Here is a 19380-nt window from a genome sequence, read left to right on the forward strand (position 1 = left end):
TTTAATCATTATGAAAATAACCTATGGCAGATCTTGTATTGGTCTTTTGGCGGTTCTTGATGATCCAGCGTTCGCCATCAATGCCCTTGCTGATGTGGGAGTGATGTAATTTTTTTACATCGGCATAGGCTAGTCCCGTAAAACAGCAGAAAAGAAATACGTCCCGAATCATATCCAGTCTTTCGGAAGCGAATTTCTTGTTTGCTATTATCTGTATTTCTTCCTGATTGAGAAAATAGCGGTCTACCTTTTTAGTTCTCCCCTTATAAAAAGCAAATGGATTGGTCTGGATATGTCCATTTTCAAAGCTGATATTGATGATCTTGCCAAGGTTCTTGATCATTTTAACGGTATAGTTGTTGGCACAGGATTTCTCTGACCTTAGGTAATAGTCAAACTCATTCAGAAATGCGACATCAACATTCCTCATATCAAGATCTTTAACTTGATACTTAAAAGTTAAAAAAATCTCCAAGTGCTTTTTAAGTACCTTGTACCTGTTGAGAGTTCCCTGTACAAATTCCTTTCCAACAAGAGTCTCCACCTTTTCGTTATGCTCGGTGATGGCCTGTATCAACGTTTGTGATTTAACCTCCCTGCCCATAAAGATGTTCCTGATTGAGTCGGCAGTAATTTGATGTCCAGATTTGAGAAGTGTTGCGTGTGCATTATAGACCATATTTTGCAATTGATCTAGGAATGAGTTCAACGATCTGGAATCCTCTTTCGTACCAATTGACCTGCCAGATTTGCAATTCCAGCGTTCAGGTTCGCAGTATCTGCCAGTTGCAGATTCTGCCCTTTTTCCATTGACGGTAATACGCATGTAGATAGGGGCAATGCCCTTGGTGTAGTTCTTTTGCTTCTTCATGTAGAAGAGCAGGCTAAAATTAGTTTTCATCATTCAATGATTTTAGTTAAACAACCCGAGACCCGATTTTCGGGACGAGAGCTACATCGCCATTAAAAAACAATTTAATTAACGATGTAAACTTAGCTTTGCAGAATGATGTTTACAAGATGTACAGTTACTGAACTAGTTGTTTTACAATTAGTTATAACTTATTCGGTGAGTCGTACAATATTTCAAAACTACTCACCGAATCACTCACCATTTATATGAGAATTGGTGCATAATTTGGTGTTTTCCCTAAAAACAAAAACCCTGCAATCATTTGATTTGCAGGGTTTTGTGTCGTTTTGATGTTGAATCTTGTGATCCCGCTGGGATTCGAACCCAGGACCACTACATTAAAAGTGTAATGCTCTACCAGCTGAGCTACGGAATCGTTTAAAGAATTGTTAATACTTTTCTTTAAAGTGGTGCAAATATAGAATTATAACCCCTTTAATGCAAGATTTTTTTAACACCTCTTCGTACACTACTGATTTATAAGGGAATTAATTTAATAAATGCAAGTGTGTTCTTTTAAATTCTCGCCTTAAATAGCGAACTTACCGCCAATAAATCAATTATGAACGCTAAGCTATCTTTTTTCCTTCTATTAATCTGTAATGCTACTTTCGCACAGCAATTACCTTATCTAAACCCAAAGCTACCACTCGAAACTCGTGTTAACGATTTATTAAAACGCATGACTTTAGAGGAAAAAGCCTTGCAAATGGATAATCGAACACCAGCAATACCAAGATTGCAAATCCCTGCTTATAATTGGTGGAACGAAGCTTTACACGGTGTAGCAAGAGCCGGCTTAGCTACTTCATTTCCTCAACCTATTGGTTTGGCTGCCACTTTTAACGAACAAAGTATGTTTACCATGGGTACCATGGTGAGCGACGAAGCAAGGGCAAAACATCATCAATTTATACGAGATGGGAACAGGGGAGAGTATACAGGTTTAACTTTTTATTCGCCTAATGTAAATATTTTTCGGGACCCCAGATGGGGGCGCGGCCACGAAACCTTTGGCGAGGATCCCTATTTAACAGGTAAATTGGGGGTGTCTTTTGTGAAAAGTATGCAGGGCGATAATCCAACTTATTTTAAAACCATTACCACCGCAAAACATTTTGCAGTACATAGTGGTCCTGAACCTACTAGGCATGAATTTGATGCAAAGCCAAGTAAACGCGATTTATGGGAAACCTATTTGCCTGCCTTTAAAATGTTAACCCAAGAGGGGCATGTATATTCTTTCATGTGTGCTTATAACCGCCTATATGGTAAACCTTGTTGTAGTGATGCCTTTTTATTAAACGATATTTTACGAAACAAATGGGGTTTTAAAGGTTTTGTAGCAACAGATTGCGGAGCAGTGTACGATTTTTATATGTTCCATAAAACGGCGATGGATAGCATTGAGGCGGTTGCACAAGCCATTAAGGCAGGGGCCGATAATCAATGTTATGGCTATACCAAAGCTGTAATTCCAGCAATTAAACAAGGTTTATTAAAAGAAAGTGAATTAGATACTGCGGTTGCTCGCTTACTAAGAGCTAAATTTAAACTTGGTTTTTTTGATGCTGATGCGAGTAACCCCTACGCCAATATTCCTTACAATGTGGTTAACAATGAAGCTCATCAGGCGCAAGCCTTAACTATGGCTAGAGAATCGATAGTATTACTTAAAAATAACGGTATTTTACCACTTAAGAATGGATTAAAACAGATTGCCCTAATTGGTCCGAATGCGAACGATGCCGAAGTTTTATTAGGCAATTATAACGGTACACCTAAACACATTGTTACCCCTCTAGAGGGGATGAAAATGGCTTTTCCTAACGCAAACATAACCTATGCTAAAGGATGCGTAGTAATCGATACACCCGGGTACAATCGCCGAAAAGAATACACTGAAGCATTGACTGTAGCTGAAAAGGCCGAAGTTATTGTTTTTGTGGGTGGTATTTCGCCGCGTTTAGAGGGTGAAGACTTAAAGATTAAAGTACCTGGCTTTTTAGGTGGTGATAAAACGGATTTAAACTTGCCTCAAGTACAAACCGATTTGTTAAAGGAATTAAAGAAGTTAGGAAAACCGATTGTTCTGGTGTTATTAAATGGAAGTGCCTTATCCATTAACTGGGAAAATGAAAACCTTGATGCCATAGTAGAAGGCTGGTATGGTGGCGAGAGAGGCGGACAAGCCATTGGGGATGTCCTTTCAGGTATTTATAATCCAGCAGGGAGATTGCCGATTACTTTTTATAAATCAATTGCAGATATTCCTGCATTCGACAATTATAGTATGGAAGGTAAAACGTATCGCTATGTTACTAAATCGGTGCTTTACCCGTTCGGATTTGGATTGAGTTATACTCATTTTACCTATGGAAATTTAAAGTTATCGAGTTCAATTTTAACCATCAAATCACCATTACGAATAAATTTAACCGTTAGTAATACAGGCGTTTACGATGGCGATGAAGTGGTACAGCTTTACATTAAGCAAGAGGGCGATCATTATCCACTAAAAGAACTAAAAGGCTTTAAAAGAATTCACCTTAAAAAAGGGGAAACGAAAGCAGTAAACTTCGAATTAAACTATACAGATATACAACATTATGTTGATGCTAAAGATGATTTGGGAACCATAACGGGTAAGGTTAAATTATTGATTGGGCCATCATCGGCCAAGGCCGAATTGCTAGGTAGTTTTGAAATCAAGTAATTTCTTTATTGCGAGGTGCAAATCTCCATTACGTTCATTTATAGTTTATCTCGCTTCTTAATCCCAATCGTATACAATACAAAACCCATAAACAAGAAAAACAATACCCCTAAAATCTGATAGCCCGAATCGCCAAACCAGCTGATAAATAGTGGTTCGATGTTTACCTTGCTTAAATTATCCCTTACCGAAGGAATAACCATTAAAACAGCTACAATAACTCCCGCAATGGCACCACCGGCAACTAATCCAGTAGCGAATAAATTACCTGGGGCTATTTCTTCTTCTTCTGGAGTTTTTGCTTTGTTTTTTGAACGCCAATCTACCAAACCTTTTATAGCACCACCCACAAAAATAGGAAGGGTAGTAGAGAGTGGTAAATAAGCACCCACCGCAAAAGAAAGTGCGTTTATACCGCATAATTCGATTGTGATGGCAATAAAAACACCAACCAATACATATTGCCAATCGAGGTTAAACGACAGCATCCCTTTTATTAAGGTAGCCATTAATGTAGCTTGTGGTGCGGCGTAGGTTTCGGTGCCTATAGCGTGATGAATTCCTTGTTTTAGCATCTCCGCTGTTGGTGTATCTAAAATTCGTACCGTTAAACCAATTACGATAGACGAAACAATTGCACCAATAAACAAGGCTATCTGCTGGTATTTTGGTGTCGCTCCAATTAAATAGCCTGTTTTTAAGTCTTGTGAAGTTGCCCCAGCATTGGCTGCAGCAATACAAATCATTCCGCCAACCACCAAGGCCATCGGTTCGTAAATTTTACCTGTCCACCCAACAGCAACGAAAACTAAACATGTTCCCATAATGGTGGCAATGGTCATCCCCGAGATGGGGTTGTTGCTCGAACCAATCAAGCCTACAATGCGGCTAGAAACCGTTACGAAAAATGCCCCGAAAATAATTACCAATACACCTATCAATAGCTTATTGAAAATGCTATCTCCAGGTATTTGAGGTAAAATAGCCATTAATAAGATTAAAACTAGACTTCCAATGCCTACCAATTTAATCGAAAGATCTCGGTCGGTACGTTTAACCGCAACGCCAGATTTTCCTTCTTTAATAGATCCAATACTTTCCTTAAAGGATGATATAATGGTAGGGATTGTTTTTAAAAGGGTAATAAATCCGCCAGCAGCTACAGCACCAGCACCAATTTGCTTTACGAAAGCTTGATAAATAGCTCTAGGATAATCGGCAAAGGTTTGTGTAAATGGGTCCCATGACCCAGCACCTCCAGCTTTTTTGATATCGGCTAGCAAACCTAGCTTAACCAATTGCTTAGCTGCAGTTAAAGGATCAATTAACGTAGAAAGTAAGGGAATAAGCGCTAGCCAGGCTAAAACGCCACCGGCAACCAGTACACCTGATATTTTCGGGCCGATAATATAACCTACACCTAAATACTCAGGCGTAATTTCACCACTTACCTGTGCTGATGGTAAAAACTTATTCGTTTGTTTACTTGCCCAAGTTGGGGCTTCGGCAACTACATGAAATACCTTTTGCAAAAGTGCATAAATAAGGGAGAAACCTAATCCCCAAAAGGCAGTGCGCGCAAAAGATCCCCCTTTTTCACCAGCCTGCAATACAGATGCACATGCCGTTCCCTCTGGATATGGCAAATTTTCGTGCTCTTTTACAATTAATGATCTTCTTAAAGGGATCATCATTAATGTGCCTAATATACCACCTAAAATAGCTAGGATAAGAATGGTCATGTAGTTAAAAAATGCTTCACCAGAACTCTGGCCGCCAATACCCGTACTTAAAAACAAAAACCCAGGTAACGTAAATACCACGCCCGCAGCGATACTTTCGCCAGCTGATCCTGTGGTTTGGATGATGTTATTTTCGAGTATTGTTGTTTTAAAAAATCGCTTACCCAAGGTAATCGCAATAACCGCAATTGGGATAGAAGCTGAAACCGTTAACCCCGCTTTTAAGGCTAAGTAAACGGTAGCAGCGCCAAAAATTATTCCAGCAATACAGCCTAATAGTATAGATTTAAGGGTAAATTCTGCAACATTGCTTTCTGCAGGTACAAAAGGTTTAAATTCTTCTTTGCTCATTTGTTGGGGTTGGTCGAATAAAGTTAATTTTTTTTATTAATATATAGAAGAGTAGGTATTACGATTTTATCTTTACATCATGAAGCAAAAAGCAATTTTTTTAGATATAGACGGTGTTTTAAATCACGAACCGTCTATGATTAAATCATCATTAAACACACAGGGGTATGATTATTTAATCATGGCAAGAGATCTATAGATGTATCTTCGTCACGTTACATTCGGCATGACGAATAGTGCATAAAAAAAGAGTTTCGTTGTTGCGAAACTCTAAATGCTATTTACCAATATCCGCTAATTACTTAATCAGCACATTTCCAAATTAGCTAGTTATTTCCCACTTGCTTTCGCATGATCGGCTAGAAAAGTAGCTAAACCGCTATCGGTTAATGGGTGTTTTAATAAGGCGGTAATGGCTGCTAAAGGTGCAGTAATTACATCAGCACCTAGTTTTGCACAAGCAACAATATGCAGTGGACCGCGAATAGAAGCGGCTAAAATTTCTGTCGGATAACCATAGTTATCGAATATTAAGCGAATATCTTCAATCAGTTGTAGACCATCGGTAGAAATATCATCCAATCTACCTAAAAATGGAGATACATAACTCGCACCTGCTTTTGCAGCTAATAAAGCCTGACCTGGAGAAAATATTAATGTACAGTTAGTTCTAATTCCTTTTCCAGAAAAGTATTTAATTGCTTTAATACCGTCTTTAATCATTGGTACTTTAACCACAATCTTAGGGTTAAGCGCAGCTAAAGCTTCACCTTCTTTTACAATACCCTCGTAATCGGTTGCAATTACTTCAGCACTTACATTATCGTCAACAATATCGCAGATGGCTTTATAGTGATTAATTACATTTGCATCTCCTGTAATACCTTCTTTAGCCATTAAGCTAGGATTGGTAGTTACGCCATCTAAAACGCCTAAATCTTGCGCTTCTTTAATTTGAGCTAAATTTGCCGTATCAATAAAAAACTTCATTTGTTTATAATTTTAAATTCAGCAGCCAGAAGGCGCTGGTGGTTCATAAAAAACAGGAAGGAAAAAAAATGGGCAAGCAACTTTTATCGCACCGCTACAACCTTCTACCCTTGCTTCGTTCCCGCCCTGGGGGAGTTCAAAGGGAGCTGATCGTAAAAGACTTGCCCGGCACAAAGGTAGCAAAAGCATGCATTCTACAAAAAGAAATGTCGGTTTTTTTAGGTTAAATTTTAGAAGCTTGATTAATAGGTGTTTATCTTTCTAAATGAATTACTATGCATAAATAGTAATTTATCGAATTATCATTTTTGTAATTGATAACGATTGAAATTGCTAAAATGGCAAAAAAGAAACCATTCGAAACATATAATATAAATATATTCCAAAAATATTACGGATAATGTAATTTGAGATAAAAAATCACTATCTTAGTGTTTCCTATACACTAACTATCAAACCAGAACGAGAACAGATGGAGAACTTGAATGAACACCAAGGATTATACCGTAAAAGCTTTGAACACGATGCCTGTGGTATCGGATTCGTGGCCCACGTTAAGGGCAGAAAATCACATCAAATTATATCCGATGCCCTTACCATACTAGAAAACCTAGATCACCGTGGTGCATGTGGTGCCGAACCAAATACAGGCGATGGAGCCGGAATTATGATTCAAGTTCCACACGAATTTTTATTCGACGAATGTTTACGCACAGGCTTTAGTCTGCCAGAATATGGCGATTATGGCGTTGGAATGCTTTTTTTACCTAAAGAAATCCGAGCACGTGAAGAATGCCGCGAAATTATTTATCGCACAGCAGAAAAATTAGGTTTAGAGGTTTTGGGTTTCAGAAAGGTACAAGTAGATACCACCGATATTGGAGCAATGGCCTTATCTGTTGAGCCCGAAATTGAGCAAGTTTTTATCGCTCGGCCTTATCATATTCCTCAAGGTGCAGATTTCGAGCGTAAATTGTTCGTTCTCAAAACCTATTTAGCTAAAACAATTTATAGTACAGTTGCAGGGAGTAAACAAGATTTTTATATCGCTTCGTTTTCTTCACGCACCATTATATATAAAGGTCAGCTTACTTCATTACAAGTACGTACGTATTTTACCGAATTAAGCGATAAACGCATGGTGTCTGCCTTCGGCCTTATCCACTCACGTTTTGCAACGAATACTTTTCCTTCTTGGCGATTAGCCCAACCCTTTAGGTACATTGCCCATAATGGAGAAATTAACACGCTTCAAGGTAACTTAAATTGGTTTAGGTCGAGTGTTAAATCGTTCGCTTCTCCTTATTTTACAGCAGATGAGTTAAATATGATTTTGCCTGTGATCGACGAAACGCAGTCAGACTCAGGTTGTTTAGATAATGTGGTCGAACTGTTATTACATGCAGGTCGTTCATTGCCGCATGTGCTAATGATGCTTATTCCCGAAGCTTGGGATGGCAACGAAGACATGGATCCGATTAAAAAAGCATTTTACGAATTTCACGCCTCGTTAATGGAACCATGGGATGGACCAGCTGCAATTGCCTTTACCGATGGTAATTTAATTGGTGCTACATTAGATCGTAACGGTTTACGTCCGTCGCGTTATGTATTAACAGACGACGATCGTGTAATTATGGCCTCTGAATCAGGTGCCTTAGCCATCGATCAAAGTACCGTAATTAAAAAAGGACGCTTAACCCCAGGCAAAATGTTTGTGGTAGATATGGAACAAGGCCGTATTATCAGCGATGATGAAATTAAAAAGCAAGTTTGCACCCGTAGGCCTTATGCCGATTGGATTAATCAATATCAGATTAAATTAGAAGAATTACCAGAACCGAGGTTAATGTTTACCAACTTGGCCAAAGATTCGATCTTTAAATATCAACAAGTTTTTGGCTACAGTCGCGAAGATATCGAGCTGCTACTAAAACCTATGGCGATCGAAGGAAAAGAAGCCATCGGATCGATGGGAACAGACACACCTTTGGCTGTTTTATCTAAGCAACCGCAACATTTATCGTCTTACTTTAAACAATTATTTGCACAGGTAACTAATCCGCCTATCGACCCCATCCGCGAAAAAGTGGTGATGAGTTTGGCAGGTTTTATGGGTAATAACGGTAATTTATTAGAAGAAAATCAGATGCAATGCCACTGTGTAGGTATTAAACATCCGATTTTAACCAATTTAGAGCTCGAAAAACTAAGAAGTATCGATACAGGCTTATTCCAATCTAAAACGCTACAAACCTATTTTAGGGCAAACGATAAACCAGGTGCAATGGCTAAAGCTTTAGACCGCTTATGCCGTTATGCAGTTGATGCGGTTGAAGATGGATTTCAAGTTATTGTATTGTCCGATCGAGCAATTGATTCAGAACACGCCGCCATTCCTTCTTTGTTGGCTGTTTCGGCAGTTCATCATCATTTGATAAGAAAAGGTTACCGTGGTGCTGTGGGTATCGTGGTAGAAGCTGGCGATGTTTGGGAAGTACACCATTTTGCAACATTAATCGGTTTTGGCGCTACTGCAGTTAACCCGTATTTAGCCTTAGAAACTATCAAAGGTTTTGATGAGGAAAGTGGATTAAAACCAGAGAAATTAATTTCTAACTATATCTATGCTGTAAACAGCGGCTTATTAAAGATTTTCTCTAAAATGGGAATTTCTACCTTACAATCGTATCATGGTGCTCAGATTTTCGAGATTTTAGGCATTAACGAACAAGTGGTTAATACGCATTTTACGGGTGCTGTTTCGCGCATCGGCGGATTAGGGCTCGACGAAATAGCCCTCGAAACCTTAATTAAACATAAAAGAAGTTTCGGTACTAAAACACAGTCGGAACATCTCTTATCTGCAGGCGGAACCTATAAATGGAGACGAAGAGGTGAAAAACACTTGTTTAATCCAGAAACCATTCACTTATTGCAAAACGCAACGCGAAGAAATGATTTTGCTACGTTTAAAAGGTATTCGAAATTAATTAATGAGCAAACCGCCCAAGCATATACCATTCGTGGCTTATTAGAATTTAACTATAAACGGTCTTCTGTTTCTTTAAATGAAGTAGAACCGGTAGAAAATATCTTGAAACGTTTTGCCACTGGGGCAATGTCGTTCGGGTCGATTTCTCACGAAGCACACTCTACTTTAGCCATTGCCATGAATCGAATTGGCGGAAAAAGCAATACTGGAGAAGGCGGTGAAGATGAAATGCGCTACGAAAAACTGCCTAACGGTGATTCGATGCGCTCGGCCATTAAACAGATTGCTTCTGCACGCTTTGGAGTAACTAGTTATTATTTAACCAATGCCGATGAGTTGCAGATTAAAATGGCTCAAGGCGCAAAACCTGGTGAAGGTGGTCAGCTTCCTGGCCACAAGGTCGACGAGTGGATTGCTAAAGTTCGTCACGCTACACCAGGAGTAGGGTTAATTTCGCCACCTCCTCACCACGATATTTATTCGATCGAAGATTTAGCACAGTTGATTTTCGACTTAAAAAATGCCAATAGAGCAGCTAGAATTAACGTAAAGTTAGTATCTAAAGCAGGGGTGGGTACCATTGCTGCTGGGGTTGCTAAAGCACATGCAGATGTAATTTTAGTGTCTGGATATGATGGTGGAACCGGTGCATCGCCACTCACCTCTATACAACATGCAGGCTTGCCGTGGGAATTAGGTTTAGCTGAAGCGCATCAAACGCTTGTTAAAAATAGATTGCGAAGTAGAGTAGTTTTGCAAACCGACGGACAATTAAAAACAGGTAGAGATATTGCCATTGCTGCTTTATTAGGTGCAGAAGAATGGGGTGTCGCTACTGCCGCACTCGTAACTACCGGTTGTATCATGATGCGTAAATGTCATTTAAATACCTGTCCGGTTGGAGTAGCTACTCAAGATCCAGAATTAAGAAAGCTATTTACTGGTGATGCTGATCATGTGGTAAACCTTTTCCATTTTTTAGCCGAAGAACTAAGAGAGATTATGGCCGAACTGGGTTTTAGAAGCATCGAAGAAATGATTGGTCAGTCTGATGCCTTGCAGATGCGTCCAATAAACGATTCCGATTGGAAACTTAAATATATAAACTTAGCGCCAATACTATATAAAGAACCAAATACTGGCGGCACCTTATATAATTCTGAACAACAAGATCATGGACTTGAGAGTGTGCTCGATCATCAACTGATCGAAAAAGCACAACCAGCAATTTTACATAACGAGCCTGTTTTTGCAAACTTTGAAGTTAAAAATACAGATCGTGCCATTGGTACCATGTTATCGAACGAAATTTCTAAAGCTCATAAAGGTGCGGGCTTGCCTGCAGACACCATTAATTTTAAATGCTTTGGCTCTGCTGGGCAAAGTTTTGGAGCTTTTGCAGCAAAGGGACTTTCGTTAACCCTCGAGGGAGAAGGAAATGATTATGTTGGTAAAGGACTTTCGGGTGCGAAATTGGTGATTTATCCATTTGGTAACATTAACTATGTTCCTGAACAGAATATCATTGTCGGTAACGTAGCCCTTTATGGAGCCACTTCGGGCGAATTGTACATTAGAGGAAAAGCAGGAGAGCGCTTTGCGGTACGTAACTCGGGGGCCACTTCGGTGGTTGAAGGCATTGGCGATCACGGTTGCGAATACATGACAGGGGGAGAGGTGCTCGTAATCGGCGATACAGGTAGTAATTTTGCTGCCGGTATGAGTGGTGGTTTAGCTTGGGTTTACGATGTGAAGGGCGATTTTGCTAAAAAATGCAATCGTGAAATGGTCGATTTAGATCCGCTACAAGCCGAAGACGAAGAAAGAATTTCTGCTCTTTTGAAAAATCATATCCGATTAACCAACAGTAGGGTTGCCGAATTTATATTAAGCGATTGGAGCAATCAATCTGGTAAATTCGTTAAGGTATTCCCTAAAGAGTACAAAGCAGTATTATTACAACGTAGTTCACAAGTAAAGATTAACTAAATGGGAAAAGTAACCGGATTTTTTGAATACGAAAGAGTTTCGCCTTCAAGACAAGAACCAGTAGCTCGCCTACAACATTATAATGAGTTTTTAGATCCACTGGCCGATGAGCAATTGAATAAACAAGCTGCTCGTTGTATGGACTGTGGTGTGCCCTTTTGCCAATCGGGGTGCCCATTGGGAAATGTTATTCCTGAATTTAACGATGCCGTGTATAAAGGCGAATGGCAAAATGCTGCTGAGATTTTACTAAGTACTAACAATTTTCCTGAATTTACGGGTAGGATTTGTCCGGCCCCATGCGAAAGTGCATGTGTTTTGGGAATTAACAGATCGCCCGTTGCTATCGAAGAAATTGAGAAGCATATTATCGAAATTGCCTTCGAAAAGGGTTATGTTAAAGCGCATGCACCCTTAATCAGAAGTGGAAAAAAGATAGCCGTAATTGGTTCAGGTCCTGCAGGCTTAGCCACTGCTGCTCAGTTAAATAAAGCAGGACACGAAGTAGTTGTTTTTGAACGTGATGATGTGCCAGGCGGTTTATTGCGCTATGGTATTCCAGATTTTAAATTGCAGAAAGATGTGGTAGATCGTCGCATAAAATTAATGGAAGAAGAGGGCGTTGTTTTCCGTTGTAATGCCAATGTTGGTGAGAATATCGAATTAAGCTCGCTTTTAAGGGATCACCATGCTTTAGTTTTAGCAGGAGGTTCTACCATTCCGCGCGATCTAAACGTTACGGGTCGCGAAGCTAAGGGCATTCATTTTGCGATGGATTTTCTTAAACAACAAAATAAGCGTGTGAGTTCGCGCGAGGTGGTCGATGAAGAGATTAAAGCAACTGGTAAAAATGTAATAGTAATTGGCGGTGGCGATACCGGATCTGATTGCATTGGTACTTCAAATCGTCAGGGTGCAAAATCAGTTACGCAATTCGAGATTATGCCCATGCCCCCTGAAACCAGAGCTACATACATGCCTTGGCCAACCTACCCCATGCTCTTAAAAGTAACTTCCTCACACGAAGAGGGTGTAAGCAGAACCTGGGCAGTAAATACAAAAGAATTTATAGCCGATGAGCAAGGAAACTTAAAAGCCTTAAAAGTGGTAAATGTAGAGTGGGATATTGATGAGAACGGTAGAGCAAGTGGATTTAAAGAAGTAGAAGGATCTGAAAAAGTTTATCCATGCGAGTTGGTATTGTTGGCAATGGGCTTCTTGTATCCCCAAAAACAAGGTCTATTGGAGAAATTAGGAGTAGAATTAGATGACCGTGGTAATGTAAAAGCTGTAGAAGGAGTTTATCAGACCAATATTCCTAAGATTTTTGCTGCTGGAGATATGCGTAGAGGTCAGTCGCTAGTAGTCTGGGCCATTTCTGAAGGTCGGGAAACTGCCCGTAAGGTGGATGAATATTTAATGGGTTATAGCAAATTGCCAAGTAAAGATTCGGTGGCCTATGCTTAGTTCTTTCCGTCATCGGATGTCAATAGGCATGATGCTGGTCGCCATCCGATGACGGTTGTTAATGTATGTTAATTAATTGCTAAGCTAATTATGATCTATGTATTTTTATAGACCATAATTAGTGTGACAATGAAAAAACTCTTCGTATTCATCTTATCAATCATTAACATCCAATCTTATGCCCAAAGAGACATTAAAGAATACGTACAAGAAAATGTCGTTACTATCAAAACAGTCGTCCCTGACTCTTTAGATTTTTCAGATGTAGAGGCAATTGGTGATGCCATAGGCGATTCTAGGATAGTAATGCTTGGAGAGCAAGATCATGGAGATGCACCCACTTTTTTGGCTAAAACACGATTGATTAAATATCTTCATGAGAAAAAAGGTTTTAATGTCTTAGCTTTTGAGAGCGATTTTTTCGCCTTAACCAAAGGTTGGGAGAAATTAGATAAACAAGCTGAGGCCATTAACCCATTCTTAAAACAAAACATTTGGGGAGTTTGGACCTATTGTAAGGAATGTGAGAATTTATTATACAAGTATGTTCCGAATTCTTTTAACACTAATCCCCTCCAGATTACCGGATTCGACAGTCAGATTCATGGATATTATAGTAAGAAAAACCTAAGAAAATTTGTAGATGATTATCTTAGTGCACAGAAAATACAATTTACCAATACCCTTGCTTACCAAACCGATTTTCTTAATTATGTCGATTCTGTGCTTTTTGGGAATGACGTGAAAAAGCATACATTATTCGGAAATGCATTAGCTACGATTACACAACAGCTAATTAGAAATGATAGTACAACTTTTGAAATGATGTTGCTTAAGAATCTAAAATCGGGCAACTCGATGACGATTTCTAGGTTGTTGAAAACAAGCAAAATGTCTATCATTAGAGATAAACAGATGGCCGAAAATTTACAATGGATTGTAAATCATAAGTATCCAAATGAAAAAGTTATTGTTTGGGCACATAGTGGCCATATACTTAAAAGACCCGATCTGGTTAAAAACGTTGTCATTAAACAACCTATGGGTAATGTATTTGTGCAGAATAGTGCATTAGCAGATGAAACTTATATATTAGGCTTTACGTCGAGAAATGGCACTGCAGGAAGGGTTAGTATCCCGAGGGTATTTACCGTTCAGAAACCGCTTAAAAATAGTTTTGAGGAGTGGGTGGGAGAGAAAATTGAGTATGGTTTTGTAGATTTTAAAAAATTTAATACTCAGAAATCGAACATTATGAGCAATTTTTACATGAAAGGCATAGGGCACGCAACTAGCTCTGGAGTATGGAATCAAGTTTTCGATGGAATCTTTTACATTAGAGACATGTACCCCTGTAACAAAATTAGATAGCTAATTATACACTTGTTATTGATGATTAGACTCCTTCTAAATTATCAAATCTCCAAAAATCACCAATAGAATTCCGATATTAGTATGCTAACAACTTGTTTCGCTATGTCTGAATTCGACAAACCCACATCCGGCGATAGTCGCCGCGATTTCCTTAAAAAATCGTCCCTTTTTACTGCGCTCTCCCTAACGCCTTTAACGGTTTTAAAAGCAGCAGATAACAAACTGGATGAACGTTTTGCCGAACGCTTTGAAAAAATACCGCTAAACTTAAAAGTAAACAATAAACCCTATGCGCTAAAAGTAGAACCTAGAGTTACACTTTTAGACTTGCTTAGAGAGCAATTGCAATTAACTGGCACGAAGAAAGGATGCGATCACGGACAATGTGGCGCTTGCACCGTACATGTGAACGGACAGCGAGTAAATTCTTGCCTCAGTCTGGCAGTAATGAACGAAGGCAAAAGCATCACCACTATTGAGGGCTTAGCTAAAGGCGAAGAATTACATCCTATGCAAGCGGCTTTTATTAAACACGATGGATTTCAGTGTGGGTATTGTACACCGGGACAAATTATGAGCGGAATAGCGTGTATAAAAGAAGGACATGCCAATTCGAAAGAAGAAATTAGAGAATATATGAGTGGCAATATTTGTCGTTGCGGTGCATACCCTAATATTGTTGATGCCATACAAGAAGTTAAAGAGAAGGGAGCTGCATTATGATAAATTTTCAATTTGTAAGAGCTTCGGTAGTTAAAACAGCGTTAGACCTAATAGGTAAAGCGCCAAAAGCTTCATTTATTGCAGGCGGTACTAACCTTGTCGATTTAATGAAAAGAGGGGTTACCGCTCCAGAGAAACTAATAGATATTAATTTATTGCCCTTAAAGAAAATCGAACTAATTAATAATGTGCTTCATATTGGCGCATTAACTTCTAATTCGGCGTTGGCAGATAACGCTATCGTTAGAGATAAATTTCCTTTATTGATGCTTGCGCTTCAAGCAGGTGCCTCAGCTCAGTTAAGAAATATGGCAACTGTAGGCGGTAATATGATGCAGCGTACACGCTGTGGGTATTTTTACGATACAACCATGCCATGCAATAAGCGTTTGCCTGGCAGTGGTTGTGGTGCAATAGGTGGGTACAATAGAATGCATGCCATATTTGGTACATCAGAATCATGCATCGCTGTGCACCCAAGCGATATGTGCGTTGCCTTAGTAGCTTTAGATGCAAAAGTGGTTATTGCCAGTGCAACGGGCGAGCGTAAAATCAACTTTATCGACTTTCATCGCTTAGCGGGCACGACACCAGAAAAAGATAATAATTTATTAAAAGGAGAATTAATTGTTCGCCTCGAAATCCCAGTAAATAATTTGAACAGGAATTTTCATTACTTAAAAGTTAGAGATCGTTCATCCTATGCTTTTGCCCTAGTTTCTGTTGCTGCAGCGCTTGATATTAAAAATAATATCATTAGCAATGCGCGATTAGCAATGGGTGGTGTGGCGCATAAACCATGGCGATTAATCGAAGCTGAGAATTTCTTAAAAGGAAAGTTAGCATCGCTAAGTACTTTTGAAGAAGCAGCTAAAATAGCCATGCATGGAGCAAAAGGATATGGAGAGAACGATTTTAAGCTTAAGATGGCTCCCAACTCAATTATTGAAGCGTTAACCGTTGCTAAAGCTAAAGCCTAATGGAATTTTTTATAGACGAGAACGACCGTGTAGACGGCATAGAAAAGGTAACGGGAAAGGCAAAATACTTTGCAGAATTTCAGATTCCTGGCTTAACTTATGGGGTTTTGGTAACGAGTACCATCACCAAAGGAAAAATTACAGGTATGGATACCAAGGCTGCAAGTAACGCTCCAGGCGTGTTAGGTGTAGTTTCGCATTTAAATAGGCCTTCGGTACCTGGTTACGAAGCACCAGGCGGTTCGCCGATGAAAATTTTTTATACCGATCAGATCTTTTTTAACGGACAACCCGTAGCCTTGGTTGTAGCCGATACCTTTGAGCGTGCTACCTACGCTGCATCATTAGTTAAAGTGTCTTACGCTAAAGAAAATTTTAATACTGATTTCGAGAAAAGCATTAATGATACTTCCGTAAAGAAACTACAGGGTGCTGCTCCCTATAAAAGAGGAATAGAAGATGCGTATAAAACTGCCGAGGTGCAAGTAGAACAAAAATATCATTTGCCCGTAGAAACGCATAATCCGATGGAATTGCATGGGATTATAGCCGATTGGAGAGTGAATGATCAAGTTACGGTTTACGCAAAAACACAAGGCGTAAAATCTACTCAGAATACAATTGCTAACGTTTTTAAAATTCCAGCTGAGAAAATACAGGTAAATTCCAAATTTGTAGGGGGTGGTTTTGGTATGGCATTAAAAACATGGCCGTTAGAAATTGCAGCTATTATGGCTTCTAAGCATTTAGCAAAGCCAGTTAAACTAGTTATTACCCGCGAGCAAATGTTTACGATGGTTGGGAATAGACCTGCCGCTTATCAGAAAATAGGCATGGGCGCTTCAAAGGATGGAAAACTAACCGGCATTACGCACACTGCATTTGGACAATCGGCCACCTACGAGAATTTTACAGAAGGTGTGGTAAATATGTCTAAATTTATGTATCAATGCGATAATGTAAACACCAATTATTATGTAATCCCATTAGATATGGGCGTGCCCATTTGGATGCGAGGCCCTGGCGAAGCTACCGGTGCTTTTGCCCTAGAAAGCGCAATCGACGAGATGGCGCATGCCCTAAATATGGATCCGCTAGCATTCAGAATTAAGAATGACCCCGAAAAAGACCAAGCTCAGAATAGACCATTTTCGAGTAAATACATTAAGGAAGCTTATAAATTAGGTGCAGCTAAAATTGGCTGGAGTGAGCGAAAAAATAAACCTGGAAGCATTGTTGATGGCTCATGGCAAATTGGTTATGGTGTAAGTATCGGCGTTTTTAATGCAGGACGAGGTAGGGCAAGTGTAAAAGGGATTTTAAAAGCCGATGGAACGTTGGTCTTACAAAGTGCAGCAAGTGACATTGGGCCAGGTACAGGTACCGGGATGACTTTAATTGCAAGTCGTCTAATGAACATACCCGTTGGTAAAATTACATTTGAACTAGGCGATTCTTCACTGCCACCAGCACCCAGTCAAGGTGGGTCGGCCACCCTTTCTACCGTTGGCTCGGCGGTTAACGATGTTTGCATCGCCCTAAAAGCTACCATTGCTGAGTTAGCTGCTAACGCCAACATGGATACTACAGCTAGTTTTGTAGATGTATTAAAGAAAAACAATTTGCCGATGATCGAAAAAACCATTCAATCGTCGCAAAATAATCCAGAGGCTAAAAACTACTCCATGTATTCGTTCTCTATTCACTTTGTGCAAGTTAAAGTACATCAATTAACAGGCGTTGTTAAAGTAAGTAAAATTGTTTCGGTTGGCGATTCGGGTAAAATTGTAAGTCCGAAGACAGCACGAAGCCAAATGATAGGCGGCGCAGTTGGTGGCATTGGTATGGCACTCACTGAAGAAGCTTTATTAGATCATCGTTATGGCAGGTACGTAAACAATAATTTCGCCGATTACCATGTGCCTGTACATGCCGATGTTCCAGAAATCGATGTCATTTTTATCGATAAACCCGATCCTTTAGTTAATCCAATGGGTGCAAAAGGAATGGGCGAGATTGCATTGATCGGATTTTCGGCTGCTGTGGCCAATGCAGTATTTAATGCAACTGGGAAGAGAATTAGAACCTTGCCAATTACCCCAGATAAAATTTTGGAAGCATGAACCGAAAAAGTTTCCTCACGTTAATTCCAGCTGCTGCGCTATTAAATCCTTTCAAAGCCCATGCCTCATCAACTTTCGCTGAAAGTGCTAAAGCTAAACAACCTCCTTATTTAGTAGCAGGTGATACCATTGGCATAACGTGCCCAGCAGGCTATATTACCGCCGAAGAAATTGAACCATCGGTAATACAGATGAAAAGTTGGGGCTTTAATGTGGTAATTGGTAAAACCGTTGGCGCACGCGATTTTACATTTGGTGGCACCGACCAAGAGCGATTGCAAGACATGCAGCAAATGCTTGATGATCCAACTATTAAAGCTATTATGTGCGCCAGAGGAGGATATGGAGCAGTTAGAATTGTTGACCAACTAGATTTTCATACCTATAAATCGTCGCCAAAATGGATTATTGGTTTTAGCGACATTACCATTTTACATTGCCACATAAACAGCAATTACCATATCGCCACCATCCATTCGAAAATGTGCAACAGCTTTCCAGCCATTTGGGAAATGGCCGAACCCATACAAATAGAAACCATTAATTCTATCCAACAAGCACTTAAGGGCGAACGAATGTCGTATCAAGCAGTTGCGAATGCCGGTAATAGGCTGGGAATGGCTAAAGGCGAATTAATAGGTGGTAATTTACGCTGTATCGAAAATTTAGCGGGTAGTGATTCTGAAATCGAAACTTCGGGCAAAATATTATTTGTAGAAGATACGGGGGAGGCACTTTATAGCATCGACAGAATGTTCTACAATCTAAAACGAAGTGGCAAATTAAAAAAACTAAAAGGATTAATTGTGGGCGGTTTTAAACTTAAGACCGATGATAGTGCTGATGCATTTGGAAAAACGGTAATTGATATTGTATCAGAGAAAGTAGCAGAATACAATTATCCAGTTTGTTTCGACTTCCCGGTGGGGCATCAAAAAGCAAATTATGCGCTAAAATGTGGGGTTAAGCATATGCTAAAGGTGAGTTTAGAAGGAGTAAAATTAGAAGAGATATAAT

At 39.6% G+C, this 19380-nt stretch carries 11 protein-coding genes, 1 tRNA gene and 1 other RNA gene; 8 read left to right on the top strand and 5 right to left on the bottom strand.

Going from position 1 to position 19380, the window contains the following annotated elements; genetic code table 11:
• Position 1: 1 nt before the first annotated feature.
• Complete coding sequence (locus WG904_RS16120) at positions 2-901, bottom strand: site-specific integrase (protein WP_339580365.1); 900 nt, start codon at positions 899-901, stop codon at positions 2-4.
• Between the two features lie 315 nt (positions 902-1216).
• Positions 1217-1289 (bottom strand) — tRNA-Lys (locus tag WG904_RS16125).
• Between the two features lie 186 nt (positions 1290-1475).
• Here WG904_RS16125 and WG904_RS16130 point away from each other — a divergent pair.
• A complete protein-coding gene (locus WG904_RS16130; protein WP_339580366.1) occupies positions 1476-3629 on the top strand; it encodes a glycoside hydrolase family 3 C-terminal domain-containing protein in 2154 nt (717 codons plus the stop codon).
• A 38-nt stretch (positions 3630-3667) separates the two neighbouring features.
• Here WG904_RS16130 and WG904_RS16135 read toward each other — a convergent pair whose 3' ends face one another.
• The 3 genes from WG904_RS16135 to ffs all read right to left on the bottom strand — a co-directional run bounded on the left by WG904_RS16135 (position 3668) and on the right by ffs (position 6879).
• Positions 3668-5722: an OPT family oligopeptide transporter gene (locus tag WG904_RS16135; RefSeq protein WP_339580367.1), complete on the bottom strand. Its 2055-nt coding sequence runs from the start codon at positions 5720-5722 to the stop codon at positions 3668-3670.
• A 330-nt stretch (positions 5723-6052) separates the two neighbouring features.
• On the bottom strand, positions 6053-6712 hold the full coding sequence (gene fsa, locus WG904_RS16140; RefSeq protein WP_339580368.1) for a fructose-6-phosphate aldolase: 660 nt from the start codon (positions 6710-6712) through the stop codon (positions 6053-6055).
• A gap of 67 nt (positions 6713-6779) precedes the next feature.
• Positions 6780-6879: signal recognition particle sRNA small type (gene ffs / locus WG904_RS16145), an RNA gene on the bottom strand.
• 305 nt (positions 6880-7184) lie between these two features.
• On the opposite strand from ffs, the gene gltB reads away from it, so the two are divergent.
• The 7 genes from gltB (at position 7185) to WG904_RS16180 (ending at position 19379) form a co-directional block, all read left to right on the top strand.
• Entirely contained in the window at positions 7185-11696 is a 4512-nt protein-coding gene (gene gltB, locus WG904_RS16150) for a glutamate synthase large subunit (RefSeq protein ID WP_339580369.1), read from the top strand.
• A complete protein-coding gene (locus WG904_RS16155) occupies positions 11697-13163 on the top strand; it encodes a glutamate synthase subunit beta (RefSeq protein ID WP_339580370.1) in 1467 nt (488 codons plus the stop codon).
• Between the two features lie 129 nt (positions 13164-13292).
• On the top strand, positions 13293-14534 hold the full coding sequence (locus tag WG904_RS16160; protein WP_339580371.1) for an erythromycin esterase family protein: 1242 nt from the start codon (positions 13293-13295) through the stop codon (positions 14532-14534).
• 105 nt (positions 14535-14639) lie between these two features.
• Positions 14640-15260 (top strand): (2Fe-2S)-binding protein, encoded by a 621-nt coding sequence (locus WG904_RS16165; protein WP_339580372.1) that lies wholly within the window; start codon positions 14640-14642, stop codon positions 15258-15260.
• Positions 15257-16240, top strand: a complete 984-nt coding sequence (locus WG904_RS16170) for an FAD binding domain-containing protein (RefSeq protein WP_339580373.1) — start codon at positions 15257-15259, stop codon at positions 16238-16240. Before WG904_RS16165 ends, WG904_RS16170 begins: the two co-directional genes overlap by 4 nt.
• On the top strand, positions 16240-18363 hold the full coding sequence (locus tag WG904_RS16175) for a xanthine dehydrogenase family protein molybdopterin-binding subunit (protein WP_339580374.1): 2124 nt from the start codon (positions 16240-16242) through the stop codon (positions 18361-18363). The genes WG904_RS16170 and WG904_RS16175 overlap by 1 nt, the downstream gene beginning before the upstream one ends.
• The gene (locus WG904_RS16180; protein WP_339580375.1) at positions 18360-19379 is read left to right on the top strand and encodes a S66 peptidase family protein; all 1020 of its coding nucleotides are present in this window, start codon (positions 18360-18362) and stop codon (positions 19377-19379) included. Before WG904_RS16175 ends, WG904_RS16180 begins: the two co-directional genes overlap by 4 nt.
• Position 19380 lies beyond the last annotated feature (1 nt).

The organism is Pedobacter anseongensis (assembly GCF_037482965.1).
Lineage (GTDB): Bacteria > Bacteroidota > Bacteroidia > Sphingobacteriales > Sphingobacteriaceae > Pedobacter > Pedobacter anseongensis.

Coding starts and splice junctions, on each gene's coding strand:
- WG904_RS16120 (WP_339580365.1), bottom strand. CDS start 901: ATGAAAACTAATTTTAGCCTGCTCTTCTACATGAAGAAGCAAAAGAAC.
- WG904_RS16130 (WP_339580366.1), top strand. CDS start 1,476: ATGAACGCTAAGCTATCTTTTTTCCTTCTATTAATCTGTAATGCTACT.
- WG904_RS16135 (WP_339580367.1), bottom strand. CDS start 5,722: ATGAGCAAAGAAGAATTTAAACCTTTTGTACCTGCAGAAAGCAATGTT.
- fsa (WP_339580368.1), bottom strand. CDS start 6,712: ATGAAGTTTTTTATTGATACGGCAAATTTAGCTCAAATTAAAGAAGCG.
- gltB (WP_339580369.1), top strand. CDS start 7,185: ATGGAGAACTTGAATGAACACCAAGGATTATACCGTAAAAGCTTTGAA.
- WG904_RS16155 (WP_339580370.1), top strand. CDS start 11,697: ATGGGAAAAGTAACCGGATTTTTTGAATACGAAAGAGTTTCGCCTTCA.
- WG904_RS16160 (WP_339580371.1), top strand. CDS start 13,293: ATGAAAAAACTCTTCGTATTCATCTTATCAATCATTAACATCCAATCT.
- WG904_RS16165 (WP_339580372.1), top strand. CDS start 14,640: ATGTCTGAATTCGACAAACCCACATCCGGCGATAGTCGCCGCGATTTC.
- WG904_RS16170 (WP_339580373.1), top strand. CDS start 15,257: ATGATAAATTTTCAATTTGTAAGAGCTTCGGTAGTTAAAACAGCGTTA.
- WG904_RS16175 (WP_339580374.1), top strand. CDS start 16,240: ATGGAATTTTTTATAGACGAGAACGACCGTGTAGACGGCATAGAAAAG.
- WG904_RS16180 (WP_339580375.1), top strand. CDS start 18,360: ATGAACCGAAAAAGTTTCCTCACGTTAATTCCAGCTGCTGCGCTATTA.